The sequence below is a fragment of the Kutzneria sp. NPDC052558 genome, from assembly GCF_044547355.1.
Lineage (GTDB): Bacteria > Actinomycetota > Actinomycetes > Mycobacteriales > Pseudonocardiaceae > Kutzneria.
Map to the genome: position 1 here is coordinate 49,329 of NZ_JBIUAG010000016.1, position 25,410 is coordinate 74,738.

General features: G+C 70.8%; 23 protein-coding genes. 3 read left to right on the top strand and 20 right to left on the bottom strand.

The window, feature by feature from the left end:
- Window positions 1-164: 164 nt before the first annotated feature.
- Window positions 165-1,295 (top strand): low temperature requirement protein A, encoded by a 1,131-nt coding sequence (locus tag ACIG5F_RS27150; protein ID WP_396522123.1) that lies wholly within the window; start codon window positions 165-167, stop codon window positions 1,293-1,295.
- Here the strand turns inward: ACIG5F_RS27150 and ACIG5F_RS27155 are convergent.
- The 15 genes from ACIG5F_RS27155 to ACIG5F_RS27225 form a co-directional block, all read right to left on the bottom strand.
- Entirely contained in the window at window positions 1,237-2,265 is a 1,029-nt protein-coding gene (locus ACIG5F_RS27155; RefSeq protein WP_396522125.1) for a LacI family DNA-binding transcriptional regulator, read from the bottom strand. The two genes, ACIG5F_RS27150 and ACIG5F_RS27155, sit on opposite strands and share 59 nt — an antisense overlap.
- 24 nt (window positions 2,266-2,289) lie before the next feature.
- Window positions 2,290-3,120, bottom strand: a complete 831-nt coding sequence (locus ACIG5F_RS27160) for a sugar phosphate isomerase/epimerase family protein (protein WP_396522126.1) — start codon at window positions 3,118-3,120, stop codon at window positions 2,290-2,292.
- On the bottom strand, window positions 3,117-4,145 hold the full coding sequence (locus ACIG5F_RS27165) for a dihydrodipicolinate synthase family protein (RefSeq protein ID WP_396522128.1): 1,029 nt from the start codon (window positions 4,143-4,145) through the stop codon (window positions 3,117-3,119). Before ACIG5F_RS27165 ends, ACIG5F_RS27160 begins: the two co-directional genes overlap by 4 nt.
- The gene (locus ACIG5F_RS27170) at window positions 4,142-5,293 is read right to left on the bottom strand and encodes a Gfo/Idh/MocA family protein (RefSeq protein ID WP_396522130.1); all 1,152 of its coding nucleotides are present in this window, start codon (window positions 5,291-5,293) and stop codon (window positions 4,142-4,144) included. The genes ACIG5F_RS27165 and ACIG5F_RS27170 overlap by 4 nt, the downstream gene beginning before the upstream one ends.
- Before the next feature lie 162 nt (window positions 5,294-5,455).
- Window positions 5,456-5,761: a hypothetical protein gene (locus tag ACIG5F_RS27175; protein WP_396522132.1), complete on the bottom strand. Its 306-nt coding sequence runs from the start codon at window positions 5,759-5,761 to the stop codon at window positions 5,456-5,458.
- 75 nt (window positions 5,762-5,836) lie between these two features.
- Complete coding sequence (locus tag ACIG5F_RS27180) at window positions 5,837-6,196, bottom strand: helix-turn-helix domain-containing protein (RefSeq protein ID WP_396522134.1); 360 nt, start codon at window positions 6,194-6,196, stop codon at window positions 5,837-5,839.
- Window positions 6,197-6,290: 94 nt separating this feature from the next.
- Window positions 6,291-7,721, bottom strand: coding sequence for a wax ester/triacylglycerol synthase family O-acyltransferase (locus ACIG5F_RS27185; RefSeq protein WP_396522136.1), 1,431 nt, complete (start codon window positions 7,719-7,721; stop codon window positions 6,291-6,293).
- An 8-nt stretch (window positions 7,722-7,729) separates the two neighbouring features.
- The gene (locus ACIG5F_RS27190; RefSeq protein WP_396522138.1) at window positions 7,730-8,665 is read right to left on the bottom strand and encodes an alpha/beta fold hydrolase; all 936 of its coding nucleotides are present in this window, start codon (window positions 8,663-8,665) and stop codon (window positions 7,730-7,732) included.
- Window positions 8,662-9,441 (bottom strand): esterase/lipase family protein, encoded by a 780-nt coding sequence (locus ACIG5F_RS27195; RefSeq protein ID WP_396522140.1) that lies wholly within the window; start codon window positions 9,439-9,441, stop codon window positions 8,662-8,664. The genes ACIG5F_RS27190 and ACIG5F_RS27195 overlap by 4 nt, the downstream gene beginning before the upstream one ends.
- A 120-nt stretch (window positions 9,442-9,561) precedes the next feature.
- The gene (locus ACIG5F_RS27200; RefSeq protein WP_396522142.1) at window positions 9,562-11,460 is read right to left on the bottom strand and encodes a 4-alpha-glucanotransferase; all 1,899 of its coding nucleotides are present in this window, start codon (window positions 11,458-11,460) and stop codon (window positions 9,562-9,564) included.
- Between the two features lie 33 nt (window positions 11,461-11,493).
- Window positions 11,494-11,997, bottom strand: a complete 504-nt coding sequence (locus ACIG5F_RS27205; RefSeq protein ID WP_396522427.1) for a DoxX family protein — start codon at window positions 11,995-11,997, stop codon at window positions 11,494-11,496.
- A 60-nt stretch (window positions 11,998-12,057) separates the two neighbouring features.
- A complete protein-coding gene (locus ACIG5F_RS27210) occupies window positions 12,058-12,693 on the bottom strand; it encodes a GAF domain-containing protein (RefSeq protein WP_396522143.1) in 636 nt (211 codons plus the stop codon).
- 33 nt (window positions 12,694-12,726) lie between these two features.
- Window positions 12,727-13,473: an aspartate/glutamate racemase family protein gene (locus tag ACIG5F_RS27215; RefSeq protein ID WP_396522145.1), complete on the bottom strand. Its 747-nt coding sequence runs from the start codon at window positions 13,471-13,473 to the stop codon at window positions 12,727-12,729.
- Window positions 13,467-14,909: an NCS1 family nucleobase:cation symporter-1 gene (locus ACIG5F_RS27220; RefSeq protein WP_396522147.1), complete on the bottom strand. Its 1,443-nt coding sequence runs from the start codon at window positions 14,907-14,909 to the stop codon at window positions 13,467-13,469. The genes ACIG5F_RS27215 and ACIG5F_RS27220 overlap by 7 nt, the downstream gene beginning before the upstream one ends.
- A 237-nt stretch (window positions 14,910-15,146) precedes the next feature.
- Entirely contained in the window at window positions 15,147-15,827 is a 681-nt protein-coding gene (locus tag ACIG5F_RS27225) for a GntR family transcriptional regulator (RefSeq protein WP_396522149.1), read from the bottom strand.
- A 103-nt stretch (window positions 15,828-15,930) separates the two neighbouring features.
- Here ACIG5F_RS27225 and ACIG5F_RS27230 point away from each other — a divergent pair, with 103 nt between their 5' ends.
- Window positions 15,931-17,571, top strand: coding sequence for a phospholipid carrier-dependent glycosyltransferase (locus ACIG5F_RS27230; protein ID WP_396522151.1), 1,641 nt, complete (start codon window positions 15,931-15,933; stop codon window positions 17,569-17,571).
- Here ACIG5F_RS27230 and ACIG5F_RS27235 read toward each other — a convergent pair.
- Genes ACIG5F_RS27235 through ACIG5F_RS27245 form a run of 3 tightly spaced genes read right to left on the bottom strand, consistent with a single transcriptional unit; the run spans window position 17,568 to window position 21,777 of the window.
- Window positions 17,568-19,490, bottom strand: a complete 1,923-nt coding sequence (locus ACIG5F_RS27235) for an ABC transporter ATP-binding protein (protein WP_396522153.1) — start codon at window positions 19,488-19,490, stop codon at window positions 17,568-17,570. The two genes, ACIG5F_RS27230 and ACIG5F_RS27235, sit on opposite strands and share 4 nt — an antisense overlap.
- A complete protein-coding gene (locus ACIG5F_RS27240) occupies window positions 19,487-21,304 on the bottom strand; it encodes an ABC transporter ATP-binding protein (protein ID WP_396522155.1) in 1,818 nt (605 codons plus the stop codon). The genes ACIG5F_RS27235 and ACIG5F_RS27240 overlap by 4 nt, the downstream gene beginning before the upstream one ends.
- Complete coding sequence (locus tag ACIG5F_RS27245; protein ID WP_396522157.1) at window positions 21,301-21,777, bottom strand: MarR family winged helix-turn-helix transcriptional regulator; 477 nt, start codon at window positions 21,775-21,777, stop codon at window positions 21,301-21,303. The genes ACIG5F_RS27240 and ACIG5F_RS27245 overlap by 4 nt, the downstream gene beginning before the upstream one ends.
- Window positions 21,778-21,923: 146 nt before the next feature.
- On the opposite strand from ACIG5F_RS27245, the gene ACIG5F_RS27250 reads away from it, so the two are divergent.
- Entirely contained in the window at window positions 21,924-22,238 is a 315-nt protein-coding gene (locus tag ACIG5F_RS27250) for a hypothetical protein (protein ID WP_396522159.1), read from the top strand.
- A 102-nt stretch (window positions 22,239-22,340) separates the two neighbouring features.
- Here ACIG5F_RS27250 and ACIG5F_RS27255 read toward each other — a convergent pair whose 3' ends face one another.
- Together ACIG5F_RS27255 and ACIG5F_RS27260 are read right to left on the bottom strand one after the other, a co-directional pair.
- Complete coding sequence (locus ACIG5F_RS27255) at window positions 22,341-24,845, bottom strand: DEAD/DEAH box helicase (RefSeq protein ID WP_396522161.1); 2,505 nt, start codon at window positions 24,843-24,845, stop codon at window positions 22,341-22,343.
- A gap of 40 nt (window positions 24,846-24,885) precedes the next feature.
- Window positions 24,886-25,380: a MarR family winged helix-turn-helix transcriptional regulator gene (locus ACIG5F_RS27260; protein ID WP_396522163.1), complete on the bottom strand. Its 495-nt coding sequence runs from the start codon at window positions 25,378-25,380 to the stop codon at window positions 24,886-24,888.
- Window positions 25,381-25,410: the final 30 nt, after the last annotated feature.

Sequence of the window (25,410 nt, forward strand, 5' to 3'; positions counted from 1 at the left end):
TTCAGATCTGCCCGGAACCCCCGTTCGAGCTGCGATCGCCGACGACAACCACTACGCTGCCCCCGCGAGATGCCCGCCCGGCGTCACACCGAATGTGTGAAACGGATTCAACAGTTCGGCAGGACGCTGGGCGTGACTCGCCGGGGTTTGCGAGAGTGTGCGGCGTGACTACGTGGTATCGGCGGATGGCGCCGCGGGCGATGCACGAGGTGCATCGGGTGTCGACGCCGCTGGAGCTGTTCTTCGACCTGTGCTTCGTGGTCGCCGTCTCGCAGGCGGCGGCCCAGCTGCACCACGCCCTGGCCGGCGACCACGTGGGCGTCGGCGTCCTGCACTACGTGATGATCTTCTTCGCCATCTGGTGGGCGTGGATGAACTTCAGCTGGTTCGCCTCGGCCTACGACACCGACGACGGCGTCTACCGGGTGACCACGCTGGTGCAGATCACCGGCGTGCTGATCCTGGCCGCCGGCGTGCCGAGGGCCTTCGATGGCGACTGGCGCATCGGCATCGCCGGCTACGTGGTGATGCGGCTGGCCCTGGTCAGCCAGTGGCTGCGGGCCGCCCGCTCCGACCCCGAACGGCGCCGCACGGCCCGGCGCTACGCCGCCGGCATCGCGGCCGTGCAGGTCGGCTGGGTGCTGTGGCCGCTGCTGCCGGTGTGGGTGTTCGTGCCGCTGGGCCTGGTCGAGGTGCTCATCCCGGTCTGGGCCGAGCGGACCGCCATGACCACCTGGCACCCCCACCACATCACCGAGCGCTACAGCCTGTTCACGCTGATCGTGCTGGGCGAGTCGGTGCTGGCCGCGACCACCGCCACCCAGGCCGCGCTGGACTCCGGCACCGCCATCGGGGAGCTGCTCGCCCTCGCGGCCAGCGGCCTGGTCATCGTGTTCGGCATGTGGTGGCTGTACTTCGACCGGCCCGCCCAGTACCTGCTCACGTCGCTGCGGACCTCGATCACCTGGGGCTACAGCCACTACGTGGTGTTCGCCTCGGCGGCGGCGGTCGGCGCCGGGCTGGAGGAGGCCGTCGCCGCGCACGACCACATCGGCTGGGCCGTCGCCCTGCCGGTGGCGGTCTACGTGCTCAGCGTCTGGGCCCTGCAAGTGCGGCCCCGCAAGGAGTACCTGTGCGACGCCGTCCACCTGGCGGCGGTCGTGCTGATCCTGCTGACGCCGCTGACCCCGTGGGCGGTGCCCGGCACCGCCGCGGTGATGGCGGTGCTGATCGTGGTCAGCGTGATCCTGGGGCAGCGGTCGACTCTCGAACCACCAGCGCGGTCGGCACTGTGATCACGGTCCGCGGCTCGGCCGGGCCGAAGGCCAGCTCCACCGCCTTGCGCCCGATCTCCTCCAGCGGCACGTGCACGGTGGTCAGGTTCGGCCACAGGTCCAGGGCGGTGGGCAGGTTGTCGTAGCCGGCCAGCGACACGTCGTCCGGCACCCGCTGCCCGGCCTCCCGCAGCGCCTGGGCCGCGCCCGCGGCGACGAGGTCGTTGGCCGCCAGCACGGCGGTGAACTCGCGGCCCTCGGCCAGCAGCCGGGCCACCGCCTCGCGGCCGGACTGGCGGCTGAAGTCGCCGTGCACGACCAGCTCCTCGGCCGGCTCGACGCCGGCTTCGGCCACAGTGGACCGGAAGCCGGCCAGCCGGGCCGTGGTCGTGGTGCGGCGGTCCGGCCCGGTGAGGTAGGCGATGCGGCGGTGGCCCAGCTCCAGCAGGTGCCGGGTGACCGCCGCCGACCCGCCCTCGTTGTCGATCTGCACGACGTCGCCGGGCGCGTCCTCGCTCGGGGCGGGCCGCCCGCACAGCACCAGGCGGGTGCCGGTGCTGCGCAGCCCCTTGGCCCGGGCGGTCGCCTCGGCCAGGTACTCCTCGTCCTCCGGGGCCGCCCCGACCAGGATCACCGCGTCGGCCCGGTGCCCCCGCATCAGCTCCAGGAACGCGAACTCCTGGGTGGGATCGCCCTCGGAGTTGCAGATCACCGACAGCCGGCTGGTCTCGGCGGCCGCGCCCTGGATGCCCCGGGCGATGCCGGCGAAGAACGGGTCGGAGGCGTCGTTGAGCACCACGCCGACGATGCCGCTTGTGCTGTGCAGCAGGGCCCGGGCGTGCGCGTTGACCACGTAGTCGAGCTCGCGCACGGCCTCCTGCACCCGCTGGCGCGTGCTCTCGGCGACCGGGTAGTTGCCGTTGAGCACCCGGGACACCGTGGCCGGCGACACCCCGGCGCGGGCGGCCACTTCGACCAGCGTGACGGGCATTCGGCCACCCCCGGGTTCGTCCTGTCAGAGCAGGTGATCACGGTAGCGCTGAACGACCTCCGCCAGCACCTCGACCCCGCGGCGCGTCCACAGTCCGGGGTTGAAGATCTCGACCTCGACCGGGCCGCCGTGGCCGGTGGCGTCGACCAGTTCGCGGATCTCCCGCAGCGGCACGTGCCCGTCGCCGAGCTGGCCCCGGCCCAGCAGCACGCCCTCGGGCAGCGGCGTGGTCCAGTCGGCCACCTGGAACAGGGCGAGCCGCCCGGTCGCGCCGGCCCGCTGTACTTGCGCGTTCAGTTCGGGATCCCACCAGCAGTGGTAGGTGTCCACGACCACGCCGACCTGCTCGGCCGGGAACGGCAGCGCCAGGTCGATGGCCTGGGCCAGGGTGGACACCACGCAGCGGTCCGAGCAGAACATCGGGTGCAGCGGCTCGATCGCCAGTGTGACGCCCCGTTCGCCGGCGTACGGGGCCAGCTCGCCGAGCGCGTCGGCGACCCGCTGCCGGGCGCCGGCCAGGTCCCGGTCGCCGTCGCCAAGCCCGCCGGAGACGAGGACCAGTACTGGGCAGTTCAGTTCGGCTGCCTCGTCTATGGCTCGGCGGTTGTCGTCGAGCGCGGCTTTGCGAGCCACCGGCGCGGCCACGGTGTAGAAGCCGCCCCGGCACAGGCTCGTCACCTTCAGCCCGGCGTCCCGAACCAGCCGGGCCGTGCGCTCAAGGCCGTATTCCGCCACGGGCGCCCGCCACAGCGCCACGTTCGGCACGCCGAGGTCGACGCAGCCGGCGACGAGCTCCTCGACCGACCACTGCTTGATCGTCTCGCTGTTGACACTCAGCCTGGCCAGGTCGCTCACCGCAGGGCCGCCCGCTTGGCCGCCAGCTCGGGATCGGCGAACAGGTCCAGCTCGGCCGCCAGCTCGTGGCAGCGCCGGAGATGCTCGGCGGAGCGAGCGGTCTCCAGGCCGGCGAGCATGGTGAAGTGGTCCTGGTGGCCGGCCAGCCAGGCCAGGAACACCACGCCCGTCTTGTAGAACCGGGTCGGGGCCTCGAACACGTGTCGTGCCAACGGAACCGTCGGCTCCAGCTCGGCCAGGAAACCCGCGGAGTCGCCGGCGTCCAAAAAGGACATCGCCCGCCGGGCCACCACCGCGAGCGGGTCGAAGACGCCCAGCAGGGCGTCGCTGTGGCCGTGCTCGTCGCCGGCGATCAGGCGCGGGTAGTTGAAGTCGTCGCCGGTATAGCAGCGCACGCCCGGCGGCAGCCGGCGGCGCAGCGCGATCTCCCGGTCGGCGTCAAGCAGCGAGATCTTCACGCCGTCCACGCGGTCGGAGTTGGCCTCGATCACCGACAGGAACGTCTCGGTGGCCGCGTCCAGGTCCTCGCTGCCCCAGTAGCCGGTCAGCGCCGGGTCGAACATCGGGCCCAGCCAGTGCAGGATCGCCTTGCCCGACAACTGTCCCAGCAGCCGGCCGTACACCTCGTGGTAGTCGTCGGCGTCCCGGGCGATCTCGGCCAGCTGCCGGCTGGCCATGAGGATCGGTTGCGCCCCAACGCTTTCCACCACCGACAGCTGCTCGGTGTAGGCGGCGGTCACCTCGTCGAGGCCGGTCGGCGGGGCGGCCAGCTGGTCGGTGCCGGCGCCGCAGGCGAGCAGGCCGCCCTCGGCGTTGGCGTCGGCCGCGCTGCGCTTGATCAGCTCCGCCGCGGTCGCCCAGTCCAGGCCCATGCCGCGCTGCGCGGTGTCCATCGCCTCGGCCACGCCCAGGCCCTGCCGCCACAGGTGATGGCGAAACGCCAGCGTGGCATCCCAGTCCAGGGCAGTGGAATCGTTCGGGTCGGCGACGACGTGAGCGGCGGCGAAGATCGTCCGGGCCGTCATGGCGTCAGCTCCGGGATCTCGATCCGACGGCCCTCGGCCGCCGACTTCAGGCCCAGCTCGGCCAGTTGCACGCCGCGCGCGCCGGCCAGCAGGTCCCAGTGCCACGGCTCGTCCAGCACCACGTGCCGTAGGAACAGTTCCCACTGCGCCTTGAAGCCGTTGTCGAATTCGGCGTTGTCCGGCACCTCCTGCCACTGCGCGCGGAAGTCCACCGGGGACGGCAGATCGGGGTTCCACACCGCCTTCGGCGTGATGGAGCGGTGCTGCACGCGGCAGTGCCGCAGGCCGGCGACGGCGCTGCCCTCTGTTCCGTCCACATGGAACTCGACCAGCTCGTCCCGGTTCACCCGGGTGGCCCACGAGGAGTTGATCTGGGCCACGATTCCGTTGTCCAGCTCGAAAATCCCGTACGCCGCGTCGTCGGCGGTGGCCTCGTAGGCGAGGCCGCGCTCGTCCACCCGTTCCGGGATGTGGGTGGCGGTAAGCGCTTGCACGCTGCGGACCGGGCCGAAGATCTCCCGTAACACGTACTGCCAGTGGCAGAACATGTCGAGCACGATGCCGCCGCCCTGGTCGGCCCGGTAGTTCCAGGACGGGCGCTGGGCCGGCTGCCAGTCGCCCTCGAAGACCCAGTAGCCGAACTCGCCGCGCACCGACAGGATCCGGCCGAAGAAGCCGCCGTCCACCAGCCGCTTCAGCTTGCGCAGGCCGGGCAGGAACAGCTTGTCCTGCACCACTCCGGTCTTCACGCCCTTGGCCGCCGCCACCCGGGCCAGTTCCAGCGCGCCGGCAAGGGATTGCGCCGTCGGCTTCTCGCAGTACACGTGCTTGCCCGCGTCGATCGCCGCCAGCACCGCCTCGCGGCGGGCCGAGGTCACCTGGGCGTCGAAGTAGATCTCCACGTCGGGCTCGGCCAACGCCTTGGCCACGTCCGTCGTCCACCGCTCGATCCCGTGCCGCTCGGCCAGCGCCCGGATCCGGTCCTCGTTGCGGCCGACGAGCACCGGCTCGGGCCAGATGACGGTACCGTCGGTGACAGCAAGGCCGCCTTGCTCCCGGATGGCCAGCACGGAGCGGAGCAGATGCTGGTTGTAGCCCATCCGTCCGGTCACGCCGTTCATGGCCACCCCGACGGTCCTCCGCGCCACGCGCCACCTCCCGACAGAAAAGCCTTTCTATCGGCGAGGCTAGGAGGGCTGGTGCGGGGTGTCAACAAACACCACCCGCATGCGTCCCCCTTCCGGCACACGTGAGTGGCTCAGGTGGCCCTGGGAGCCACCTGAGCCACTCACGTGGGGACCTGAAGGAGGTCAGCCGGCGACCTTCTCCTCGGCCTTGGTCTCGGCCTGGCCCAGCAGGCGGGCGGTGAAGTCGCGCTGGGCGACCAGGACGCGCTCGGCCAGGGCGAAGTTGGCCTCGACGATCTCGGCCGGCTGGGGCAGGGCGGAGCCCAAGGCGGTGACGGTCTTGGCGATGTCCTCGACGAAGGGGACCTTGCTCAGGTCGACCAGCGAGGTCAGGCGGGTGACACCGTCGGACACGGCGTCGCCGGTCTTCTGCACGGCCGCGACGTACTGGTCGCCGAACTGCTGGGTCATCTCGCTGTACGTGGTCATGGCAGTCTTCTCCCTTAGAGGTGGTGACGTGAACAGGGCATGGCGGGGCCACGCGGATACTTCAAGTGCGACCGGTCAGCTGTCGCCGACCATGGCCTTGTAGGTCTGGGCGAGCGCGGACTTCTGCGCCGGGCTCAGCCGCTCGTCGGCGGCGATGGCCGCCAGCACGGTGGTCTCGGTGGCCGCCTCGTCGCCGTCCTGGTCCAGCCAGCCGAGCCGGCGGAACAGGTCGTCGGCGGAGATGCCCAGGCCTTCGGCGATCGATTTGAGGACCTCGGCCGACGGCCGGTAGAGACCCCGTTCGACCTGGCTCAGGTACGAGTCGGACACGTTGGTGACCCGGGCGAGGTGACGCAGCGAGAGGCGAGCCACCTCGCGCTGCGCCCGGATGTACTTGCCGAGGTCGGAGAGCGCCTCACTGTGCTGGTCCGGCATCTCCGACCTCCCTCGCTTCCGGTTGCTGACATAAGTCAACCACGCGGTGCGTGGTACGTCAAGCACCTGCGAAGTGGCCTACGCAACTGCGCGGTTACCGGGCGGCGGCCGCCTTGAGCAGCAGGTTGAGCTCGTCCACGAGGTAAGTGGCCAGGGTGTCGATGTCCGGCACCAGCTCCCGGCAGGCCACCAGCCCGAAGTGCAGCTCGCCCAGGTAGCCGACCAGGGTGATGTTCAGGCCCTGCCCGTCCAGGATCACCGACATCGGGTACTGGGCCAGCATCCGCGCCCCGGCCAGGTACACCGGCACGTTCGGCCCGGGCACGTTGGAGATGCAGACGTTGAACGGCGGCAGCCGGTGCATCATGCCGGTGGCGAAGGCGACCCGGGCCACCCGAGCGGTCAGCGCCGGCGGCGCGAAGTCGGAGATGTCGTCGACCAGCCCCTGGGGAATGGTCGCCTGCTGGGCCTTGGCGATCTTGGTGGCCTCGTGCACCACGGCCAGCCGCTGCTCCGGGTCCTCCAGGTGGGTCGGCAGCGCGGCCAGCATCGCCGACACCCGGTTGCCCATCGCGCCCTTGGCCGCCGCGTCCCGCACCGACACCGGGATCATGGCGTTGAGCGGGTTGGCCGGCAGCGCGTCGTGATCGGCCAGCCAGTGCCGCAGCGCGCCGGCCGACATGGCCATCACCACGTCGTTGACCGAGGTGCCGAAGGCGTTCTTGACCGTCTTCACGTCGGCCAGGCTCACGCTGCGGAAGGCCACCCGGCGGTGCGGGGTGATCTTCTTGTTGAACGGGGTCGAGGGCGCGAGGCCCAGCGTGGTCGGGATGACGCTGCCGTCGCCGCGGTTGAGCCCCAGCATCTCGCCGACCAGCGGGCTGACCAGCGGGGCCAGCGTCGGCACCTTGCGCACGAACTCCCCGGCCAGCTGCACGGTCTGCACCGGCCGCCAGGCCAGCCGGGCCGCCGCCCGGGCCATCAGGGTCAGCGGGCCGGGCGGCCGGGCCGGCGTGAACTCCTTGGCCGGCGGCAGTTTCCGCCCCTCCGGCTTCAGATCCAGCAGCACGGTGAGCAGCTCGGCCCCGGACACGCCGTCGATCGCCGCGTGGTGCACCTTGGTGTAGACGGCGACCAGCCCGTCGGCCAGGCCGGTGATCAGGTAGGTCTCCCACAGCGGCCGGCGGCGGTCCAGCGGGCGGGCGTGCAGGCGGGCCAGCTGCTCGGTGAGCTGGGCCTGCGAGCCCGGGCTGGGCAGCGCCACCTCGCGGATGTGGTACTCGATGTCGAACTCGGGATCGTCCACCCAGTACGGCTGGTCCAGTCCCAGCGGCACCTCCAGCAGCTTGCGCCGCATCACCGGCACCAGTGGCAGCCGCTGCCCCAGCACCTCGGTGAGCAGCGCCAGGTCCAGCGGCCGGGGCGCGTCGCTCGGGTCGAGTATGCAGACACCGCCGACGTGGCCGGTGGAATTGGTGGTCTCCAGGGCGAGGAACGCGGCGTCCAGTCCGGTGAGTTGCTGCATGGCACCCTTCACTTTCCGGCGATGGTGGTGGTGCGTGCGAGCCAGGTCGACACGGCGTCGATCACCGTTGCCGGCGACTCCAGTTGGGGCGTGTGGCCGACGCCGGGCAGGAACAGGGAGTCCCAGGTCGGGTTGGCCGCCGCGGCCCGGCGGGCGGCGGCGATCGGCACCAGCCGGTCCTCGGCGCCGCTGATCAGCAGCACCGGCGCGGAGATGCCGGCCATGATCCGCCGGTAGCGGTCGCCCCGGGACAGCAATCGCAGCAGCGACCGGGTGGCGCCGAGGAAGGACTCCTCCTTGCCGGGAATCTCGCGGCGCTGGTCGACCATCGCCACCGAGGCCTCGGTCAGCTGCGGATCGGCCTTGCGCGGATCGGCCAGCACCAGGTTGTGCATGCGCAGCACCTGTTGTCGTGACGACAGCCGGGACTGCATGAGCCGCATGGACAACTCGCCGAGGCCGGGCATCAGGTACGCGGAGAACATGGCCGCGACCCGCAGGTCCGGGCGGACGGTCGTGGGCGGCAGCGCCGGGTCGAGCAGCACCAGCCCGGCGACCGTCTCCGGGTTGTTGTGGGCCTGTAGCACGGAGATCACGCCGCCCATGGAGTTGCCGACCAGCACCACCGGCCCGCCGACGACCTCGTTGACGAAGCTGTTGAGCAGCCCCACGTTGGCCCGGATCGACGTGCTGCGCGGCGCGCCCGGGGTGAGGCCGAAACCCCGCAGGTCCAGGGCGACCGCGCGGCGGCCCTTGGCCAGCGCCTTGGCCACCAGCGACCAGTTCAGGTGCGAGCCGCCGAGGCCGTGCACGAACACGATCGGCGGGGCGTCACCCTCGCCGCCGAAGTCGACCCAGTGAACCGGTCCGTTCAGGTCGGTGATCCAGCCGCGCGCGCCCCACGGTTCGGCGAACGTCCACGGGGCCGGCTTGTGGGCCGTCACGCCGCCGCCGCCGGATAGAAGGCGCGGGTCCAGCCGGTCGGCCGGAACGGCCGCCAGCCGTTCGCCGGCTGGGCCAGCCGGTCGGCGATCACCCACAGCGTCAGCGGGTCGACGCCGAAGCCCAGGTGGCCGCAGGTGACCTCGACGTTCTCCCGGTCCGCCGCCGGCTCCTGCATGCAGGCCCGCCAGTCAACGATGCCGTCCGACCTGGAGTACAGCGCGGTGGACGGCACCGGGATCGGCCGGCCCAGCTCGTGCCGCTTGGGCACCCGGTCGGGATGGGCGTGCCGGTGGGAGCCGCGCCGGAAGGCGTACTCGGCGCGGCTCTGCCGGGAGTCGACCAGCGCGAACGGGCTGGCCATGGTGATCACCTGGCGGACCAGGTGCGGGTGGTCGCGCCCCAGCTCACGGGCGTAGATGCCGCCCAGGCTCCAGCCGACCACCGAGACCGGGCCGCCGGTGCGGGCGGCCAGGTCGGCCAGCAGCACCGGCATGCCGTCCAGCACCGCCTCGGTCGGGCCGATGTTGCGGCCAAGGCCCCAGCCCCGCGTGGTGTAGCCGAGCCGGGACAGATACCAGCGCAGCGGCTCGTTGCTGGTGTCGTCGGCCATCAATCCCGGTAACAGCAGCACACCGTGCCCGTCGCCCCTGGGTGCGCGTGACAGCAGCGGCGCCGCGAACGGCAGCGCGCCGAAGGTCATCGCGCCGCGGACCGGCTCGGTCAGGAACCAGTGCAGGGACGGACGGTGCGTCGTTGCACGTCGGGCACCAGACATGGCTGCCCCTCTCGTCTCGGCGGGGCGTTTCACCGTTGTTCACATTGCGTTATCTCCGCATGGTAGGAAGCCCGTCCTGCTCGAGGCAATGCGGAAGGGGATCTTCGGGCAGATGTCCTGTCACCGATCTCGCATCGTGCTCACGGCGCGTGACACCCGCGGGTCGGCCAGGAACGCCGCTACGTCAACCGGGAACGGGATACGCCAATTCGGGTACTCGTCGACGGTGCCGGGGAGATTGGGCTGGCGGGTCTCGCCGATCACGTCGTACGGGGACGCCAACACCAGCCGGCACGGGGTGCCGGCCAGCAGGGCGTGCATCGCGACGATCACGTCCTCCTCGGCGGCGCTCTCGTCCAGGCCGAGAACGGCCAGCAGCTCCCGGCGTTCCTTGGCGGCGTTGGCGTATTCGGCGTCCACGTCGCCGGCCAGCACGCCCAACTCGGCCCGGACCCGCACGTGCTCGCTGCGCAGGAAACCGGCCGCCGTGGGCAGGTCGTGGGTGCTGATGCTGGCCGTCGCCTCCTGCGGCCAGTCCTGCTGCGGCACGAGGTTCCCGTCGTCGTCGCGCTCGAACCAGAGCACCGCCGAGGACAGCATGTTGTTGGCGTGCAAGGTTTCCGTGACGACGGGCTCGACCGTGCCCAGGTCCTCGCCGATCACCGCCGCCTGCGCGCGGTGGGCCTCAAGGGCCAGGATGCCGGTCATCGCGTCGGCGTCGTAGCGGACGTACGTGCCCCGCCGGGCGTCGCCGCCGGGGATCCACCACAGCCGCCACAGGCCGGCGATGTGGTCGATGCGCAGGCCCTGCGAGTGCCGGAACACCGCCCGCAGCAGGTCGCGGTACGGCTTGTAGCCGGCCTCGGCCAGCCGTCGCGGATGCCAGGGCGGCAGCGACCAGTTCTGGCCCTGCTGGTTGAAGGCGTCGGGCGGGGCCCCGACCGTGACGCCCGTGGCCAGCACGTCCTGCAGCGCCCAGGCGTCCGCGCCGCCCGGGTCCACGCCCACCGGCAGGTCGTGCACGATGCCGACCGCCATGCCCTCGGCCGCCTCGCGGGCCGTTTCCAGCTGCTGGTCGCACAGTTGCTGAAGCCAGGCGTGGAAGCCGACGCGCTCCGGATCGGCTTGGGCGCGGACTTCGGGGTTGTCCGGGTGACGCAGTTCCTCCGGCCATTCCCGGTAGTCGGCCCCGTGCACCTCGGCCAGGGCGCAGTAGAGCGCGAAGTCGTCGCCCGCCGGCGTGGTCGCCGGCTTCAGCAGCTCAAGCGCCTTGATCTTGGCGTCCCAGACCTGGTCGTAGTCGATCAGCTCCGGCTCGTGGTCCGGCTTCAACGCATCGACGGCCGCCTTCGTGGCGTCGTCGGCCCGCCGGTACTCGGCCGTCTCGGTGACGCGGAGGTAGACCGGATTGGTGTGCCGGCGGCTGGAGGGGGAGTAGGGGGAGGGCTGGATCGGGTGCACCGGGGCCACCGCGTGCATCGGGTTCAGCAACACCACCCCGGCGCCGTTGTCCTTGGACCAGGTGACGAAGTCGGTCAGGTCGCGGAGGTCGCCCACGCCCCAGGAGCCCGTGGAGTGCATCGCGTACAGCTGGAGCATCCAGCCCCAGGTCCGGGGCGGTTCCGGCAGGCTCTTCGGCGCCACCACCAGCGTGATCTCACGGTCCCCGGCGGTCAGCGTGTGCCAGCCCAGCGGCAGGTCCCCGGGAATCTCGTCCCCGATCTCCAGGGTCTCGCCGTCCTCGGTCCGCACCGTCGCCGATGCCAGGAAAGGCCCGTTACCGGCGTGGGGGAGGGGGAGGGGGTGGCCCTGGCGGAGCACGATGGTCGGAGGGAGTGTGTCCGCTGTGACCTGGGCCAATGCCGTTCGGATGGCCTCCGGTCCGCTCGCGTCGACACCGAGCTTGGCCAGCACCTCGACCACCACGTCGGCGGCCACCTCGATGCGGCGGCGCTCGCTGCCCTCGTACCAGGTGGCGACCCCGTGGGCGTCGGCCAGCTTCACCAGCTGATCATCCATGGACCCCATTCTGTCGGGGTCGCGACCGCGGCGTCAGAACAGGGAGCCCACCGCCGCCGCCCCGCCGAAGGCCAGCACGAGTCCGCCGATGGCGAAACCGAGCGGCTTGCGCCGCCACGCGGTGTGCCGGTCCAGGGCGTACCAGCCGGGGCCGGCCATCAGCAGCGCGAGGGCGACGACCGCCAGGACCAGCTCCAGCTCGAAACCCTCGCCCGAAGTGAACCCACCCGTCCACTTGGCCTTGACCGCGCTGACCGCCACCCCCAGCAGGCCGGCCGCGGCCAGCGGCGTGAACAGGCCCAGCACGATCAGCACCGAGCCGGCGACCTCGGTGATCCCGGTCAGCCAGGTCAGGAACTCGATGTTGCGGCTGAAGCCGTAGCCCTGAAGCAGCACGCCGAACCGCGCCAGGCCCGGGCCGCCGAACCAGCCGAACACCTGCATCAGGCCGTGCGCCCCCATCGCCGCCGCCAGCATCAGCCGCAGCGCCAGCAGACCGAAGTCCAGCCCGCCGTTCTCGTCCGACCACCGGGACATGCTCGTCACCCGGACACCCTAGCCACCCCGGCGAGTCCCGCTCACAGACACACCGAAACGTCAGCCGGTTGCCTGTTCTGGGCCCTGTACCTCGGGTGACAGCATGGCCAACTCCCCGGCGACGACCTCGCCGGCGAGTTGGCTGTAGAGGCGCATGCCGCGCAGGTCCCGCTCGGGCGGGCGGCCGGGCCACGGCAGGTGGGTGGAGATCATGCCGATCAGCCGGCCGGTTCCGTCGAGCAGCGGCGTGGACACGACCGAGCGCACGCCGGCGATCCGGAAGACCCGCCGGTGCGGCGCGGACGTCAGGTCCTGTTTGACGTCGTCGACGACCACCTGCACGCCCCGCAGCGCCGCGCGCCCGCACACCGAGCCCGAGTCCCGGACCACGGCGAAGTGGTCAAGGAACTCGGCCCCGAAGCCGGACTGGGTGACCAGCACCAGCGAATCCTCGTCGGGGTCGAGCAGTTGGATGTTGCCGGCCTCGGCCCCCATCAAGGTCAGCGCGCCGTCGAGGACCTTGGGTAGCACCGCGTCCAGCCCCTGGGCGTCGAACAGCTCGCCGGTGACCTCGCTCAGCCCCGAGGGCACGCCGGCGCCGAGTTCGAGGTCGGCGGCCACCCGGCCGACCGGCGGCGTGCGGTAGTAGGTCGTCACGTGTCGCAACGGCCCCAGCAGGTTCTGCCCCGTGCGCATCGACCACGTCCTCGCCTGGACGGAACCTCCAGGCTACGACGTGACCGGCCCGCCCGACTCCGCCGAACGTGCCCGTCCCACCGCGAACTCGGCGAGCAGACCGGTGTAGGGCTTGGGCGGGGGAGGGGCGTACTCGTGCCGGGATCCGGTGCGCAGGCCCATCGCGACCAGCGACTGCGCCTGGAGGGTGGCGGCGGCGACGCCGTCGATCACCGGCAGCCCGATCTCGGCGGTCAGACGCGCCGCCAAGTCCGCCATGCCGGCACACCCGAGCACGATGGCGTCGCACCCGTCCTGCACGGCGGCGGTGCGGCACTCCTCGGTGATGGCCTTCTCGGCGAGGGCGACCTCCAGCACCGGCACCTCGCAGGCCCGAACCCGGCGGCAGAGCCGGGCCAGGCCGTAGCGGTCGGCCAGATCCCAGGCGCGGCCGGCGGTTCTGGCCAAGGTGGTGACGACGGTGAAACCCCGGCCCAGGAACGACGCGGCGTGCATGGCGGCCTCGGCGACGCCCACGACCGGGCCGTCGGCGATCTCGCGGGCGGCGTCCAGGCCGGGGTCGCCGAAGCAGGCGATCACGTAGCCGTCCGCGCCGGCGATCTCGGCCAGCACCCCCGGCACGCTCAGCGCCTCGTCGTAGTGGCTCTCGATGGACGCCGGCCCCATCCGCGAGGTCACGGCCCGGATCGTGGTGCCGGGAGCGGCGACGCCGAGGGCGGCCTGCCCGATGATCGCCGTCATGTCCGCGCTGGTGTTGGGATTCACCACTTTGATCAGCACTTCGGCGACACCGCCCGGTAGACGACCAGGCTCAGGCCCATGCCGATGAACCAGCTGTACGGGGCCACGGCGGCCAGGCCGGGAGCCAGCACGGGCGTGACGGCGACGGCCGCGCCGACCACGGTGGCGATGATCGCCCGCGGGTTGAAACCCCTGCGGTACCAGTAGGTTCCGGTCGGGGACATGCTGAACAGGTCGGCGACGTCGATCACCTGCCGGCGCACCAGGTAGTAGTCGGCGATCAGCACCCCGAACAGCGGGCCGATGAACGCGCCCAGCGTCTCCAGGGTGTAGTGGATGACCTCCGGGTTGTCGTAGAGGTTCCACGGCGTGATCAGCACCGAGCCGACCGCGGCGATCATGCCGCCGGTGCGCCAGCTGATCCGCTGCGGGCTGAGGTTGGAGAAGTCGAAGGCCGGCGAGATGAAGTTGGCGACGATGTTGATGCCGATGGTGGCGGTGGTGAACGTCAACGCCCCCAACACGATCGCCGTGGTGCTGTCGATGCGGGCCACCGTCTGCACCGGGTCGGTGATCAGCTGCCCGAACACCGGCACGGTCAGCGAGGCCGTCACCACCACCAGCACCGAGAAGGCCAGGAAGTTCACCGGCAGGCCCAGCAGGTTGCCGCGCCGGACCGCCGCGAAGGAGCGGCCGTAGCGGGAGAAGTCGCCGAAGTTCAGCATCGGGCCGGAGAAGTACGACACCACAAGGGCGATCGCCCCGAGCATCACCGGAATCACGTCCAGGCCCTGGTATTTCACCGCCCCCAGGTCGAGGTCGATCGCGCCCCAGCCGGCCCGGTAGAGCAGGTAGCCGGCGAGCAGGATCATCACCACGTACACCGCCGGGCCGCAGAAGTCGATGAACCGGCGGATCGTGTTCATGCCGGTCCAGAACACCGCCGCCTGCAACACCCACAGCAGCATGAACGAGCCCCAGCCCAGCGCCGACAACCCGAGAAAACCGTGCCGCCCCACGTCCGCCAACGGGGTCAACGTCGGAAAGAGCTTGAGCAGCAACACATCCAGCGCCGCCGAGGCGAGATAGGTCTGGATGCCGTACCAGGCGACGGCGATCAGCCCGCGGATCAGCGCCGGGATGTTCGCGCCCAGCACCCCGAAGGCGGCCCGGCAGATCACCGGGTACGGCACCGCCGCCGCCTGGCTGGGCTTGGCCACCAGGTTGCAGAACACCTGCACGATGACGATGCCCACCAGCAGCGCCACCAGCACCTGCCAGCTGCTCAGTCCCAGCAGGAACAGGCTGCCGGCGGTCACGTAGCCGCCGACGCTGTGCACGTCCGACATCCAGAACGCGAAGATGTTGTATGCGCCCCAACGCTGTTCGGCCAGAGGCTGGAGATCGTCGTTGGCCAGCCGGGGATCGGGCTCGGTCGCGGCGGTGTCCTCGGTGCGGGCCAGGATCTCGGTCATGGGCGCTCCTAGGTTCGGTTGCAGCGAACGCTAGGAGCGCCGTGTTACGACCCGGTGACGCGAACCATATATGTCAGCCCGTCAGCGAACTGGCGGCGTCGCGGATGATGTCCAGCACCTACTCCGGCTGCGAGAGCATCGGCACGTGGCTGCTGTCGATCTCGTGGGTCTTCGCGCCCATGCGCTTGGCCGCGAACCGCTCCAGATCAGGTGATGGCGGCGTGCGGCCGAACATGGTCAGGCGAACAGGCCCGTGTCGCTCGGCAGCGAGTCCAGGGCCACGCGCAATCCGCCGTGATGGGCGCGGGCCGCAGTGAGCAACGCCTCAGTGTCGCGGGCCAGGAACGCCGCCAGGATCTCGTCGTGATCCCGTTGCAGCGCCCCGCGTTCGGCCGCCGTCAGGTGCGTCATGGATTGCAGCGGCTCGGTGATGTTCCAGGCCGATTCGAACATGCCCAGCAGCCGGCGCATGCCGCACGGCGTCACCAGCGCGAGGTGGAATCGGCGGCTCTCCCGGTGATACGCCTGCGCGTCGCCGTCCCGGACCGCCCGCGCCATCGCCTGATGCGCCTGTTTCACCGCTTCGTCGGCTTTGTCGTCGGCGGCCTTCACCGAGGCGGTCAACGCCGCCGTCTCCAGCACCTCCCGTACGAGGTACATCTCCCGCAGCTCGGCCGGCGTCAGCTTCGCCACCGTGTACCCCAGGTTGGGCCGGTGCTCGACCAAGCCCTCGCCGATCAGCGTCTTCAGCGACTCGCGGACCGGGATCACGCTCACCCCGAACACCGCCGCCACCTCGTCCAGCGGAATCGCCGACCCGGGCGGCACCCCGCCGTCCAGCAGGCACCGCCGCAGCTCGGCCAGGATCGCCGCCTGCGAGCTGTCCCGGTGCTCGCCCGCCAGCCTGGAGATCAGCACCGACCGTCGTCTAGGACCCGGCATCCCCGCAGTCGACCACTGAACCGCATCGCCCGGCAAGACGTGTGACCATGACAGAACGTCATCAGAAGGGATCCACCCGGTGTTGTCCTCCCCACGCCCGTGGCCCGGCGCGGACGAGACGACACCGAGGGGTCGGCCGCGGCGCTGGGCCTTCGCGCTGGCCGTCGTCGCGCTGCTGGCCCAGATGGCGATCGTGATGGTGACGACGGCGGTGGAGCAGACGCCGACCATCGACGAGCCGGTCTACGTGGGCGCCGCCGTCGCCTACCTGGACCAGCACAGCCTGCGCTACAACCCGGAGCACCCGCCGCTGGGGAAGCTGATCATCGCCGCCGGAGTGGCCTTCGCCGGCCCGCACCTCGACCGGTCGTTCGCCGGCGACGAGTCGCAGCTGGGCCAGCAGGTGCTGTACCGGTCGGGCAACGACCCGGGGCGGCTGATCCTGCTGGGCCGGCTGCCGGTGATCGTGGTGACCCTGCTGTTCGGGCTGGTGGTGCTGGCGTTCGCCCGGGACCTGGTCGGGCCGGTCGGCGGGCTGGTGGCGCTGGCCCTGTACGCCTTCTCGCCCGACGTGATCGCCAACGGGTCGCTGGCCACCCTCGACGTGCCGGTGGCCGGGTTCCTGCTGACCTCGGTGTGGCTGGTGTGGCGGGCCCGTGATCGTCCCGGCCGCTACCTTCCGCTGGCGGGGCTGGCCCTCGGCGCGGCGGTGGCGACGAAGATGAGCGCCCTGGCCGCGGTTCCGGTGGTGTTGGGGCTGGCCGTGCTGTCCTTCCGGCACGCCAGCCCCACGCGCTGGCTCCGGCGCGGCGCGGTCGCGGCCGCAGGGGTGGGGGTGCTCGCGATCGTGGTTGTCTGGGCGTCGTACCTGGTGGTGGATCCGCAGCTGCGCTGGGAGCCGCCGGCCGACGCTGCTCCCGTCGTCCATGGGCTGCGGGCGATCGTCGACTGGTTGCCGCTGCCCGAGCCCTACCGGTACGGGATGCGGTTCCAGTTCGGCCTGGAGGACCAGGTCTGGGGCACGTTCCTGTTCGGCCGGCACTACGACGGGCCGCTCTGGTACTACCTGCCCGCCGCGCTGCTGGTGAAGACGCCGTTGGGAATGCTGGCGCTCTGGGTGGCCGGCGCCGCCGTGATGCTCTCGGTTCCTCGGCTTCGGATCGCCGCGCCTTACGTGCTCGTGCCCACAGTCGTGCTGTTCGTGGCGGCGATGACCGGCAGCCGGGACCTCGGTGTCCGGTACGTCGTGTTCACCCCGATGTTCCTCGCCGTCGCCGCCGCGTTTGTGGTGATCCTCCGCGTTCGCTGGGCCCGTGTTCTCGCCGCCGCCATGGTCGCCTTCACGGCGGTCAGCTCGCTGCTGACGTTTCCGTACTACCTGCCGTACTCCAACGAGGCCTTCGGCGGGCCGGCGAACACCCACCTGGTCCTGCACGACTCCAACGTCGACTGGGGCCAGGACCTGGGCCGGCTGGCCGCGCGCCTGCGCGAGGACTACGCGGGCCAGCCGGTCTGGCTCGTCTACAAGGGCAGTGGATTGCCGTCCTACTACGGCATCCGCGCCGCCGACCCGCTCGCCGTGCCCCCGGACCAGGTCCACGGTCTGCTCGCCGTCTCCGACTCCGCGGTCGCCAAGGACGACCCGAAGCTGATGGCTCTGCTCGCCACCAGCACGCCCGTCGACGACGTCGGCCACTCCATCACGCTGTACCGCCGCTAGTGGACGTCGGCGGTTTGGCTGGTCCAGGTGGCGTACATCTGGGTGTACTTGCCGCCGGCGGCCACCAGTTCGTCGTGGCTGCCGACCTCGACGATGCGGCCCTCGTCGACCACGACGATGCGGTCGGCCTTCATCGCGGTGGAAAGCCGGTGGGCGATGAGGATGGCGGTGCGGCGCTCCAGCAGGACGTCCAGCGCGTCCTCGATCTTGGTCTCGGACTGGAGGTCCAAATTGGACGTCGCCTCGTCCAGCACCAGAACCCGGGGCTGGGCCAGGAAAGCGCGGGCCAACGCCACCAGCTGGCGTTCGCCGGAGGACAGTGACTGGCCGCGTTCCTGGACGATGGTGTCCAGGCCCTGGGGCATGCGTTCGACGACCTCGACCAGGCCGACGGCCCGCAGCGCGCCCCAGACCTGCTCGTCGGAGGCGTCGGGGCTGGCGAAGCGGACGTTGTCCCGCAGCGGCCCGGCGAACAGGAACGGTTCCTGGGGCACGACGCCGAGTTGCCGACGCAGGGACTCGATGCGGACCTCGCGCAGGTCGTGCCCGTCGATGAGCACCCGGCCCGAGGTGGGGTCGTAGAACCGGGTCACCAGTTTGGCCAGGGTGGACTTGCCGGCCCCGGTGGGCCCGACGAAGGCCACCGTCTCGCCGGCCCGGATGTCCAGCGACACGCCGGAAATCACCGGACGGTCGGGGGAGTAGCCGAACGTCACGTCGTCGAAGGTGATCTCGCCCTCGACCGGCGGCAGGTCGACCGCCCCGGCGGACTCCGGCACGGCCGGCTGGGCGCCGAGCAGGGACTTGAGCTTGGTGATGGAGGACTGCCCCTGCTGGTACATGTTGTAGAGCTGCACCAACTGCTGGATGGGCTGGAAGAACGCCCCCAGGTAGAGCAGGAACGCCACCAGCTCGCCGATGGTCAGCTGCCCGGCCGACACCATGCCGGCCCCGATGGCCAGCAGGGCCAGCTGCCCGGCCACACCGACGACCTGGGTGCCTGGACCGTAGATCGAGTTGATCCGTCCGGTTTGGACGTTGGTGTCGTAGTACCTGCCGGTGACCTGCCGGTGGTGCTCGGTGTTGCGCCGCTGCCGGTTGTGCGCGGTGACGATGCGAACACCTTGCAGGCTCTCGGAGAGGTCGGCCAGCACGGCGGCGATGTTGTCCCGCACCCGCACGTAGCCCTTGCTGGACGCGCGGTGGAACCACAGCGACATCAGCGTCAGCACCGGCACCACCAGCACGACGGTGATCAGCGCCAGCCGCACGTCGTAGGTGAACAGCACCACGGTCACCACGACCATGGTCAGGCCCTGGATGGCGAACTGCACCAGCCCGTCCTGGAGAAGTTGTTGCAGGTTCTCGATGTCGCTGGTCATCCGGGTCATGATCACGCCGGCCTTCTCGCCGGTGTAGAAGTCCAGCGACAGCCGCTGCAACTGGGTGAACACCCGCACCCGCAGGTCGTTCATCACCCACGCGGCGATCCGCCCGGTGACCTTGACCCGGATCGCCTGGGCGATGCCGGTGACCAGCAGGCTGAGCAGGAACACGCCGGCGACCACACAAAGCACCACGTAGTCCTTGGCGATGATGCCGTCGTCGATGCCGATCTGGGTCAGCTTGGGGCCGGCCTGAAGCGTCAGGGCCTCGACGACCACCAGCAGCCCGGCCCACAGCGCCATCGCCCAGTACGGCCGGACCAGCCGCCGCAGGCTGAGCTTGGCGCCGTCGGGATCGGGCCGCCCGTGCTCGAAGACGACCTCGGGCTCGGGATGCTCGGGCTCGGTCTTGAGCAGTTTGTCCACGCCGGCCTGCATTTCCGACGGCACGCCGGCGAACGGCAGCCCCGACGCGCCGGCCCGCGCGGCGCCGAACATCGGACCGCCGCCGCCTCCACCTCCGGGAAACGTCATCGCGCCACACCCCCCAACTCGTGAACATCGCCCTCGTGAACATTGCCCTCGTGAACATTGCCCTGGGCCAACACTTCGGCGTACAAGGGCGTGCTCTCCAACAGTTCCGCGTGCGTGCCGTCGGCCACGATCCGGCCCTCGTCCAGCAGCACCACCCGGTCGGCCAGGCTGATCGTGGACAGCCGGTGCGCGATGATCAGCGTGGTGCGGCCGGCGAACAGGGTCCGCAGCCCGGCGTGGATCTCCTGCTCCACCTGGACGTCGATGGCGCTGGTGGCGTCGTCCAGGATCAGCACCGGCGGGTTGACCAGCAGGGTCCGGGCGATCGCGATGCGCTGCCGCTGCCCGCCGGACAGGGTGTAGCCGCGTTCGCCGACCACGGTGTCGTAGCCCTGCGCCAACTCGGTGATGAACTCGTGCGCGCCGGCCAGCTTGGCCACCAGTTCGATCTCGGCGATCTCCGCGTCCGGCCGCCCGTAGGCGATGTTGTCCCGCACCGAGGCCGAGAACAGGAAGGGCTCGTCCAGCACGATGCCCACGGTGTCGCGCAGGCTGTGCAGGGTCACGCCCCGCACGTCGTGGCCGTCGACGCTGACCGAACCCTCGCGCACGTCGTAGAACCGCGGCAGCAGTCTGGCCACAGTGGACTTTCCGCTGCCGGTCCGGCCGACCAGGGCGACGGTCTCGCCGCTGTCCAGCCGCAGCGAGAACCCGTCCAGCACATCGGGTCCGTCGCCGTAGCCGAAGCGCACGCCGTCGAAGACCACGTCGCCGCGGGCCTCGGTCAGCGGCACGGCGTCCGTGGCGTCCACGATCTCCGGCTTCTCGTCGAGCACCTCGTACAGGCGCTTGGCCGATGCCGACGCCCGCTGCCCCATCATGATCAGCATGCCGAGCATGGTGAACGGGATCTGCAACATCAGCAGGTAGGAGTTGAAGGCCAGGATGGCGCCGACGCCCAGATTGCCCTGGATGGCCAGGAATCCGCCGTACAGCAGCACGATCGCCATGCCCACCCGGGGCAGGTTCTGGGTGGCCGGCGTCCACCGGGCCCGCAGGTCGGCGTCCTTGACATAGGCCCAGCGCACCTTGATCGCGGCCCGTTGCAGCAGCGACAGCTGCCGTCGTTCGGCCGCGAACGACTTGACCACGCGCACGCCGTTGACGTTCTCGTCGACCACGGTGGCCACGTCGGCCAGCCGGGCCTGGATCAGCCACGACACCGGGAACATTGAGCGCTGCATCTGCCGGCTGGTCACGAACACCAGCGGCATCGGCAGCATGGCCAGGATGGCCAGCGGCATGCTGATGGCCAGCATGTAGCCGAAGGCGACCACGGCGATGCCGCACTGCACCAGCATGAACGGCGCGAAGGCCAGGTACATCTGCACCGAGCGGATGTCGGAGTTGGCCCGGGAGATCAGCTGCCCGGTCTGCGAGCGGTCGTAGAACGGGAACGACAGCCCGGTCAGGTGCTCGTACATCAGGTTGCGCAGGTCGTACTCGATCTTGTACGCGGTGCGGAACAGCAGCTGCCGGGCGAAGAAGCCGGCGATCAGCATGACCGCGGTCAGCCCGACCAGCCACCACATGTAGGTCGACAGCGGCACGGTGTGGGCGACGATCGAGTTGTCCAGGGCGTCCTGGATCAGCGTCGGCACCTGCACCGACACCAGCAGGCTCAGCGCCGACGAGGCCAGCGCCGTGCCGAACATCCACTTGTGCGCCCCGAGCAGCGGCAGTGCCCGCCGCAGCCACGACTTCCGCGGATCCGGGTCGATCGCGGCGGTCGGCGGCGGATACGTCTTGCTCACCGGCATTCCCCCCTCTGCGCGCCCTCGCGGGCGGCCCATTCGGCTTGTCTGGCGCGTCCCAGCGCCTGGTGCCACAGCGTCAGCGCGGCCATCGCCTGGTCGGCCTGCTCCTCGTCGAGGAACGTGGCCAGCCCGGCCAGATGGCCGCGGATGGCGTCGTTGGCCGCGGCCAGCAGGCGCCGGCCGGCGTCGGTGACCTCGTGCGTGACCTTGCGCCGGTCGGTCGGGTCCGGCTCGCGCCGCACGTATCCGCCCGCGACCAGCCCGTCCATCACCGCGGTGACGGTGGCCGGCTTGACCGACAGCATCCACGCCACCCGTGACGCCGTCGACGGATTTGCCGCCGTCAGCACGGACAGCATCCGGTACTGAGGCAGCGTCAGCTCCACGCGCAGCAGCGCGCGCTCGGCGACGCGGGCCAGCCGGGCCAGCACCATGCCCGGTTCGACGGTTTCGGGTGTTTCGGGTGTCACATATTCAGGGTATCAAATACTGAGTCTACATCCGTAGTTGTGGATGTACGGGGTTTCCCGGATGTCGTGACGGGCGGTGAAGCAGCACCATGGCCGTGCCCGGGGGGACTGGGCACAGCACCACAGGTGAGGGGAGAGAGGGCGGGATGGTTTCGGTGGACGTGGCCACGGCCGTGGCGGGGCTCGACGAGTCGCTCCAGGCGCTGCCGGCCACGATGATCAGCGCGCTGAACGGCTGGCGCCTGGTCAACCCGGAGCACGACCCGGACGACCCGGCCAGCCAGGAGACCTACTCCTTCCCGGAGTGGCTGGTGCGGTCGAGCGTGCGGGCCGGCCGGGCCGAGGCGATGGCCATCGCCGCCCTGGAGGCGGTCAAGGCATTGGCCGCCGTCCAACCGGGGCTCGACCCGGACGAGGTGCTCGAGCTGATCGAGCGCCGGGTCGACGCCGCGATCTCCTGATTGGCCGGGGAGGGCCGGTCAGGAGCGCCCTGAAGGGGATTCCGACCCGTCGGGTGGGGGCCGGAGTTCCCTTCAGGTGGACGGCCGAGCGATCGGCGGCCGTCAGGAGGTGAGGGGGCCGACGTCCGTGACGGTGATCGCCGCCGTCCCGGATTCGTCGGACCCCAACAGGTCCACCTCGGCGCTGATGCCCCAGTCGTGGTCGCCGGCGGGGTCGTCGAACACCTGCCGGACCAGCCAGCGCTCCGGCTCGATCTCGATCTGCAACAGCTGCGGCCCACGGGCGTTGGGCCCGGTGCCGATGCGGTCGTACTCCTCGAAGTACGGCTCCAGCGCCTCCTGCCAGGCCTGCGCGTCCCAGCCGTACTCGGAGTCCAGCTCGCCCAGGTCGTAGTAGCGGCGCAGCGCGGCCAGCTCGACCCGGCGGAACAGCGCGTTGCGCACCAGCACCCGGAAGGCCCGCTCGTTGGTGGTGACCGCCGGCGGCCGCTCGTCGAGCGGCTTGTCCAGCTGCTCCTCGGGATTGGCCAGCTTCTCCCACTCGTCGATGAGGCTGGAGTCGACCTGCCGGACCAGCTCGCCCAGCCACTCCACCAGGTCGGTGAGCTCCTCGGTCTTGGCCTCGTCCGGCACCGTCTGCCGCAGCGCCTTGAACGCGTCGGCCAGGTAGCGCAGCACCAGGCCCTCGGACCGGGCCAGCTGGTAGAAGCCGATGTACTCGGTGAACGTCATGGCCCGCTCGAACATGTCACGGACCACGGCCTTGGGCGACAGGTGGTGGTCGAGCACCCACGGGTGCCCGCGCCGGTAGGCGTCGTAGGCCGCGTTGAGCAGCTCCTCCAGCGGCTTCGGGTAGGTGACGTCCTCCAGCAGCGCCATCCGCTCGTCGTACTCGATGCCGTCGGCCTTCATCCTGTTGACGGCGTCGCCGCGGGCCTTGAACTGCTGCGCCGACAACACCTGGCGCGGGTCGTCCAGCGTCGCCTCGATGATCGACACGACGTCCAGCGCGTACGTGGGGGAGTCCCGGTCGAGCAGGTCGACCGAGGCCAGGGCCAGCGGCGACAGCGGCTGGTTGAGGGCGAAGTCCAGTTGCAGGTCGACGGTGACGCGGATGGTCCGGCCCTGCTCGTCGGGCTCGTCCAGTTTCTCGACCACGCCGGCGGCCAGCAGCGCCCGGTACATGGCGATGGCCCGCCGGATCAGCCGGATCTGCGACTTGCGGTCCTCGTGGTTGTCCTCCAACAGGTGCCGCATGGCCTGGAAGGCGTCGCCGGGCCGGCCGATCACGTTGAGCAGCATGGAGTGGCTGACCTGGAAGCTGGAGGTCAGCGGCTCCGGCTCGGCCTCGACCAGGCGGGTGAACGTGGCCTCGCCCCAGGACACGAAGCCCTCCGGCGGCTTCTTGCGCACCACCTTGCGCCGCTTCTTGGGGTCGTCGCCGGCCTTGGCCAGGGCCTTCTCGTTCTCCACCACGTGCTCGGGGGCCTGCACGACGACCATGCCGACGGTGTCGTAGCCGGCGCGGCCGGCCCGGCCGGCGATCTGGTGGAACTCGCGGGCCTTGAGGTGGCGGGTGCGCACGCCGTCGTACTTGGACAGGGCGGTGAACAGCACGGTGCGGATCGGCACGTTGATGCCGACGCCGAGGGTGTCCGTGCCGCAGATGATCTTGAGCAGGCCGGCCTGGGCCAGCCGCTCCACCAGCCGCCGGTACTTGGGCAGCATGCCGGCGTGGTGCACGCCGATGCCGTGCCGGACCAGACGGGACAGCGTCTTGCCGAAGCCCGAGCTGAACCGGAACCGGCCGATCAGCTCGGCGATGGCGTCCTTCTCGGCCCGGGTCGAGACGTTGATGCTCATCAGGGCCTGGGCCCGTTCGATGGCCGCGGCCTGGGTGAAGTGCACGACGTAGACCGGGGCCTGCTTGGTCTGGAGCAGCTCCTCCAGGGTCTCCTGCAACGGCGTCAGCACGTAGCTGAAATGCAGCGGCACCGGCCGTTCGGCGTTCTTGACCACGGCGGTGGCGCGCCCGGTGCGGCGGGTCAGGTCCTTCTCGAATTTGGTGACGTCGCCGAGCGTGGCCGACATCAGCACGAACTGGGCCCTGGGCAGCTCCAGCAGCGGCACCTGCCAGGCCCAGCCCCGGTCCGGCTCGGAGTAGAAGTGGAACTCGTCCATCACGACCTGGCCCACGTCGGCCTCGGCCCCGTCGCGCAGCGCGATGTTGGCCAGGATCTCGGCCGTGCAGCAGATGATCGGCGCGGTCTCGTTGACGCTGGCGTCGCCGGTGAGCATGCCGACCTTGTCCGCGCCGAAGGTCTCGCACAGGGCGAAGAACTTCTCCGACACCAGGGCCTTGATCGGCGCGGTGTAGAACGTCCGCACGCCGTTGGCCAGCGCGGCGAAGTGCGCGCCGGCGGCGACGAGGCTCTTGCCGGAGCCGGTGGGCGTGCTGAGGATGACGTTCGAGCCGGAGACGACCTCGATCAGCGCCTCCTGCTGGTGCGGGTAGAGCGACAGGCCCTGCCCGTCCGCCCAGGCGGAGAAGGCCTCGTAGAGGGCGTCCGGGTCGTTGTCGGCGGGCAACTGGTCGGTGAGCGTCATGATGGCTTGATCGTGCCCTGTCGTCGGGGTCGGATGCGAATCAGGGCCGGTCGCCCAGCGCGAGCAGCACCTCGCGCAGGATGTCGGCCGCTTGGCGCGCGGTCTCGGGCGGCACGGCCTTGAGCAGCGTGCCCTGGGCTTCGGTGCTGGCGAGGACCGCGGCCTCGGCCGTGTCGGCGCCCTGCGGGGTCAGCTGCACCCAGCTGGAGCGCGCGTCGTCCGGGTCGGCCTCGCGGGTGACCAGGCCCTCCGCGGCCAGCCGCCGCAGCACGTTGCTGGTGCCGCCGGAGGACAGCAGCAGCCGGGCCGCCAGATCGGTCGGGCGCAGCCGGTGGGGCTCGCCGGTCGAGCGCAGGACCGCGAGCACGTCGTACTCGGCCTTGGTCAGCCCGAACCGGCTGAGCTGGCCGTTCGTGGCCTCGGCCAGCATGGTGTGCAGGCGGCCGGCCCGTTTGGACAGCTCCAGCTCGATGCCGGCGATCTCCGGCAGCTGGCCGCGCCAGGCGTCGAGAATGCCGTCGACCACGTCCCGCATGTCACTCAGGGTAGCTTGCGTGACGAAAGC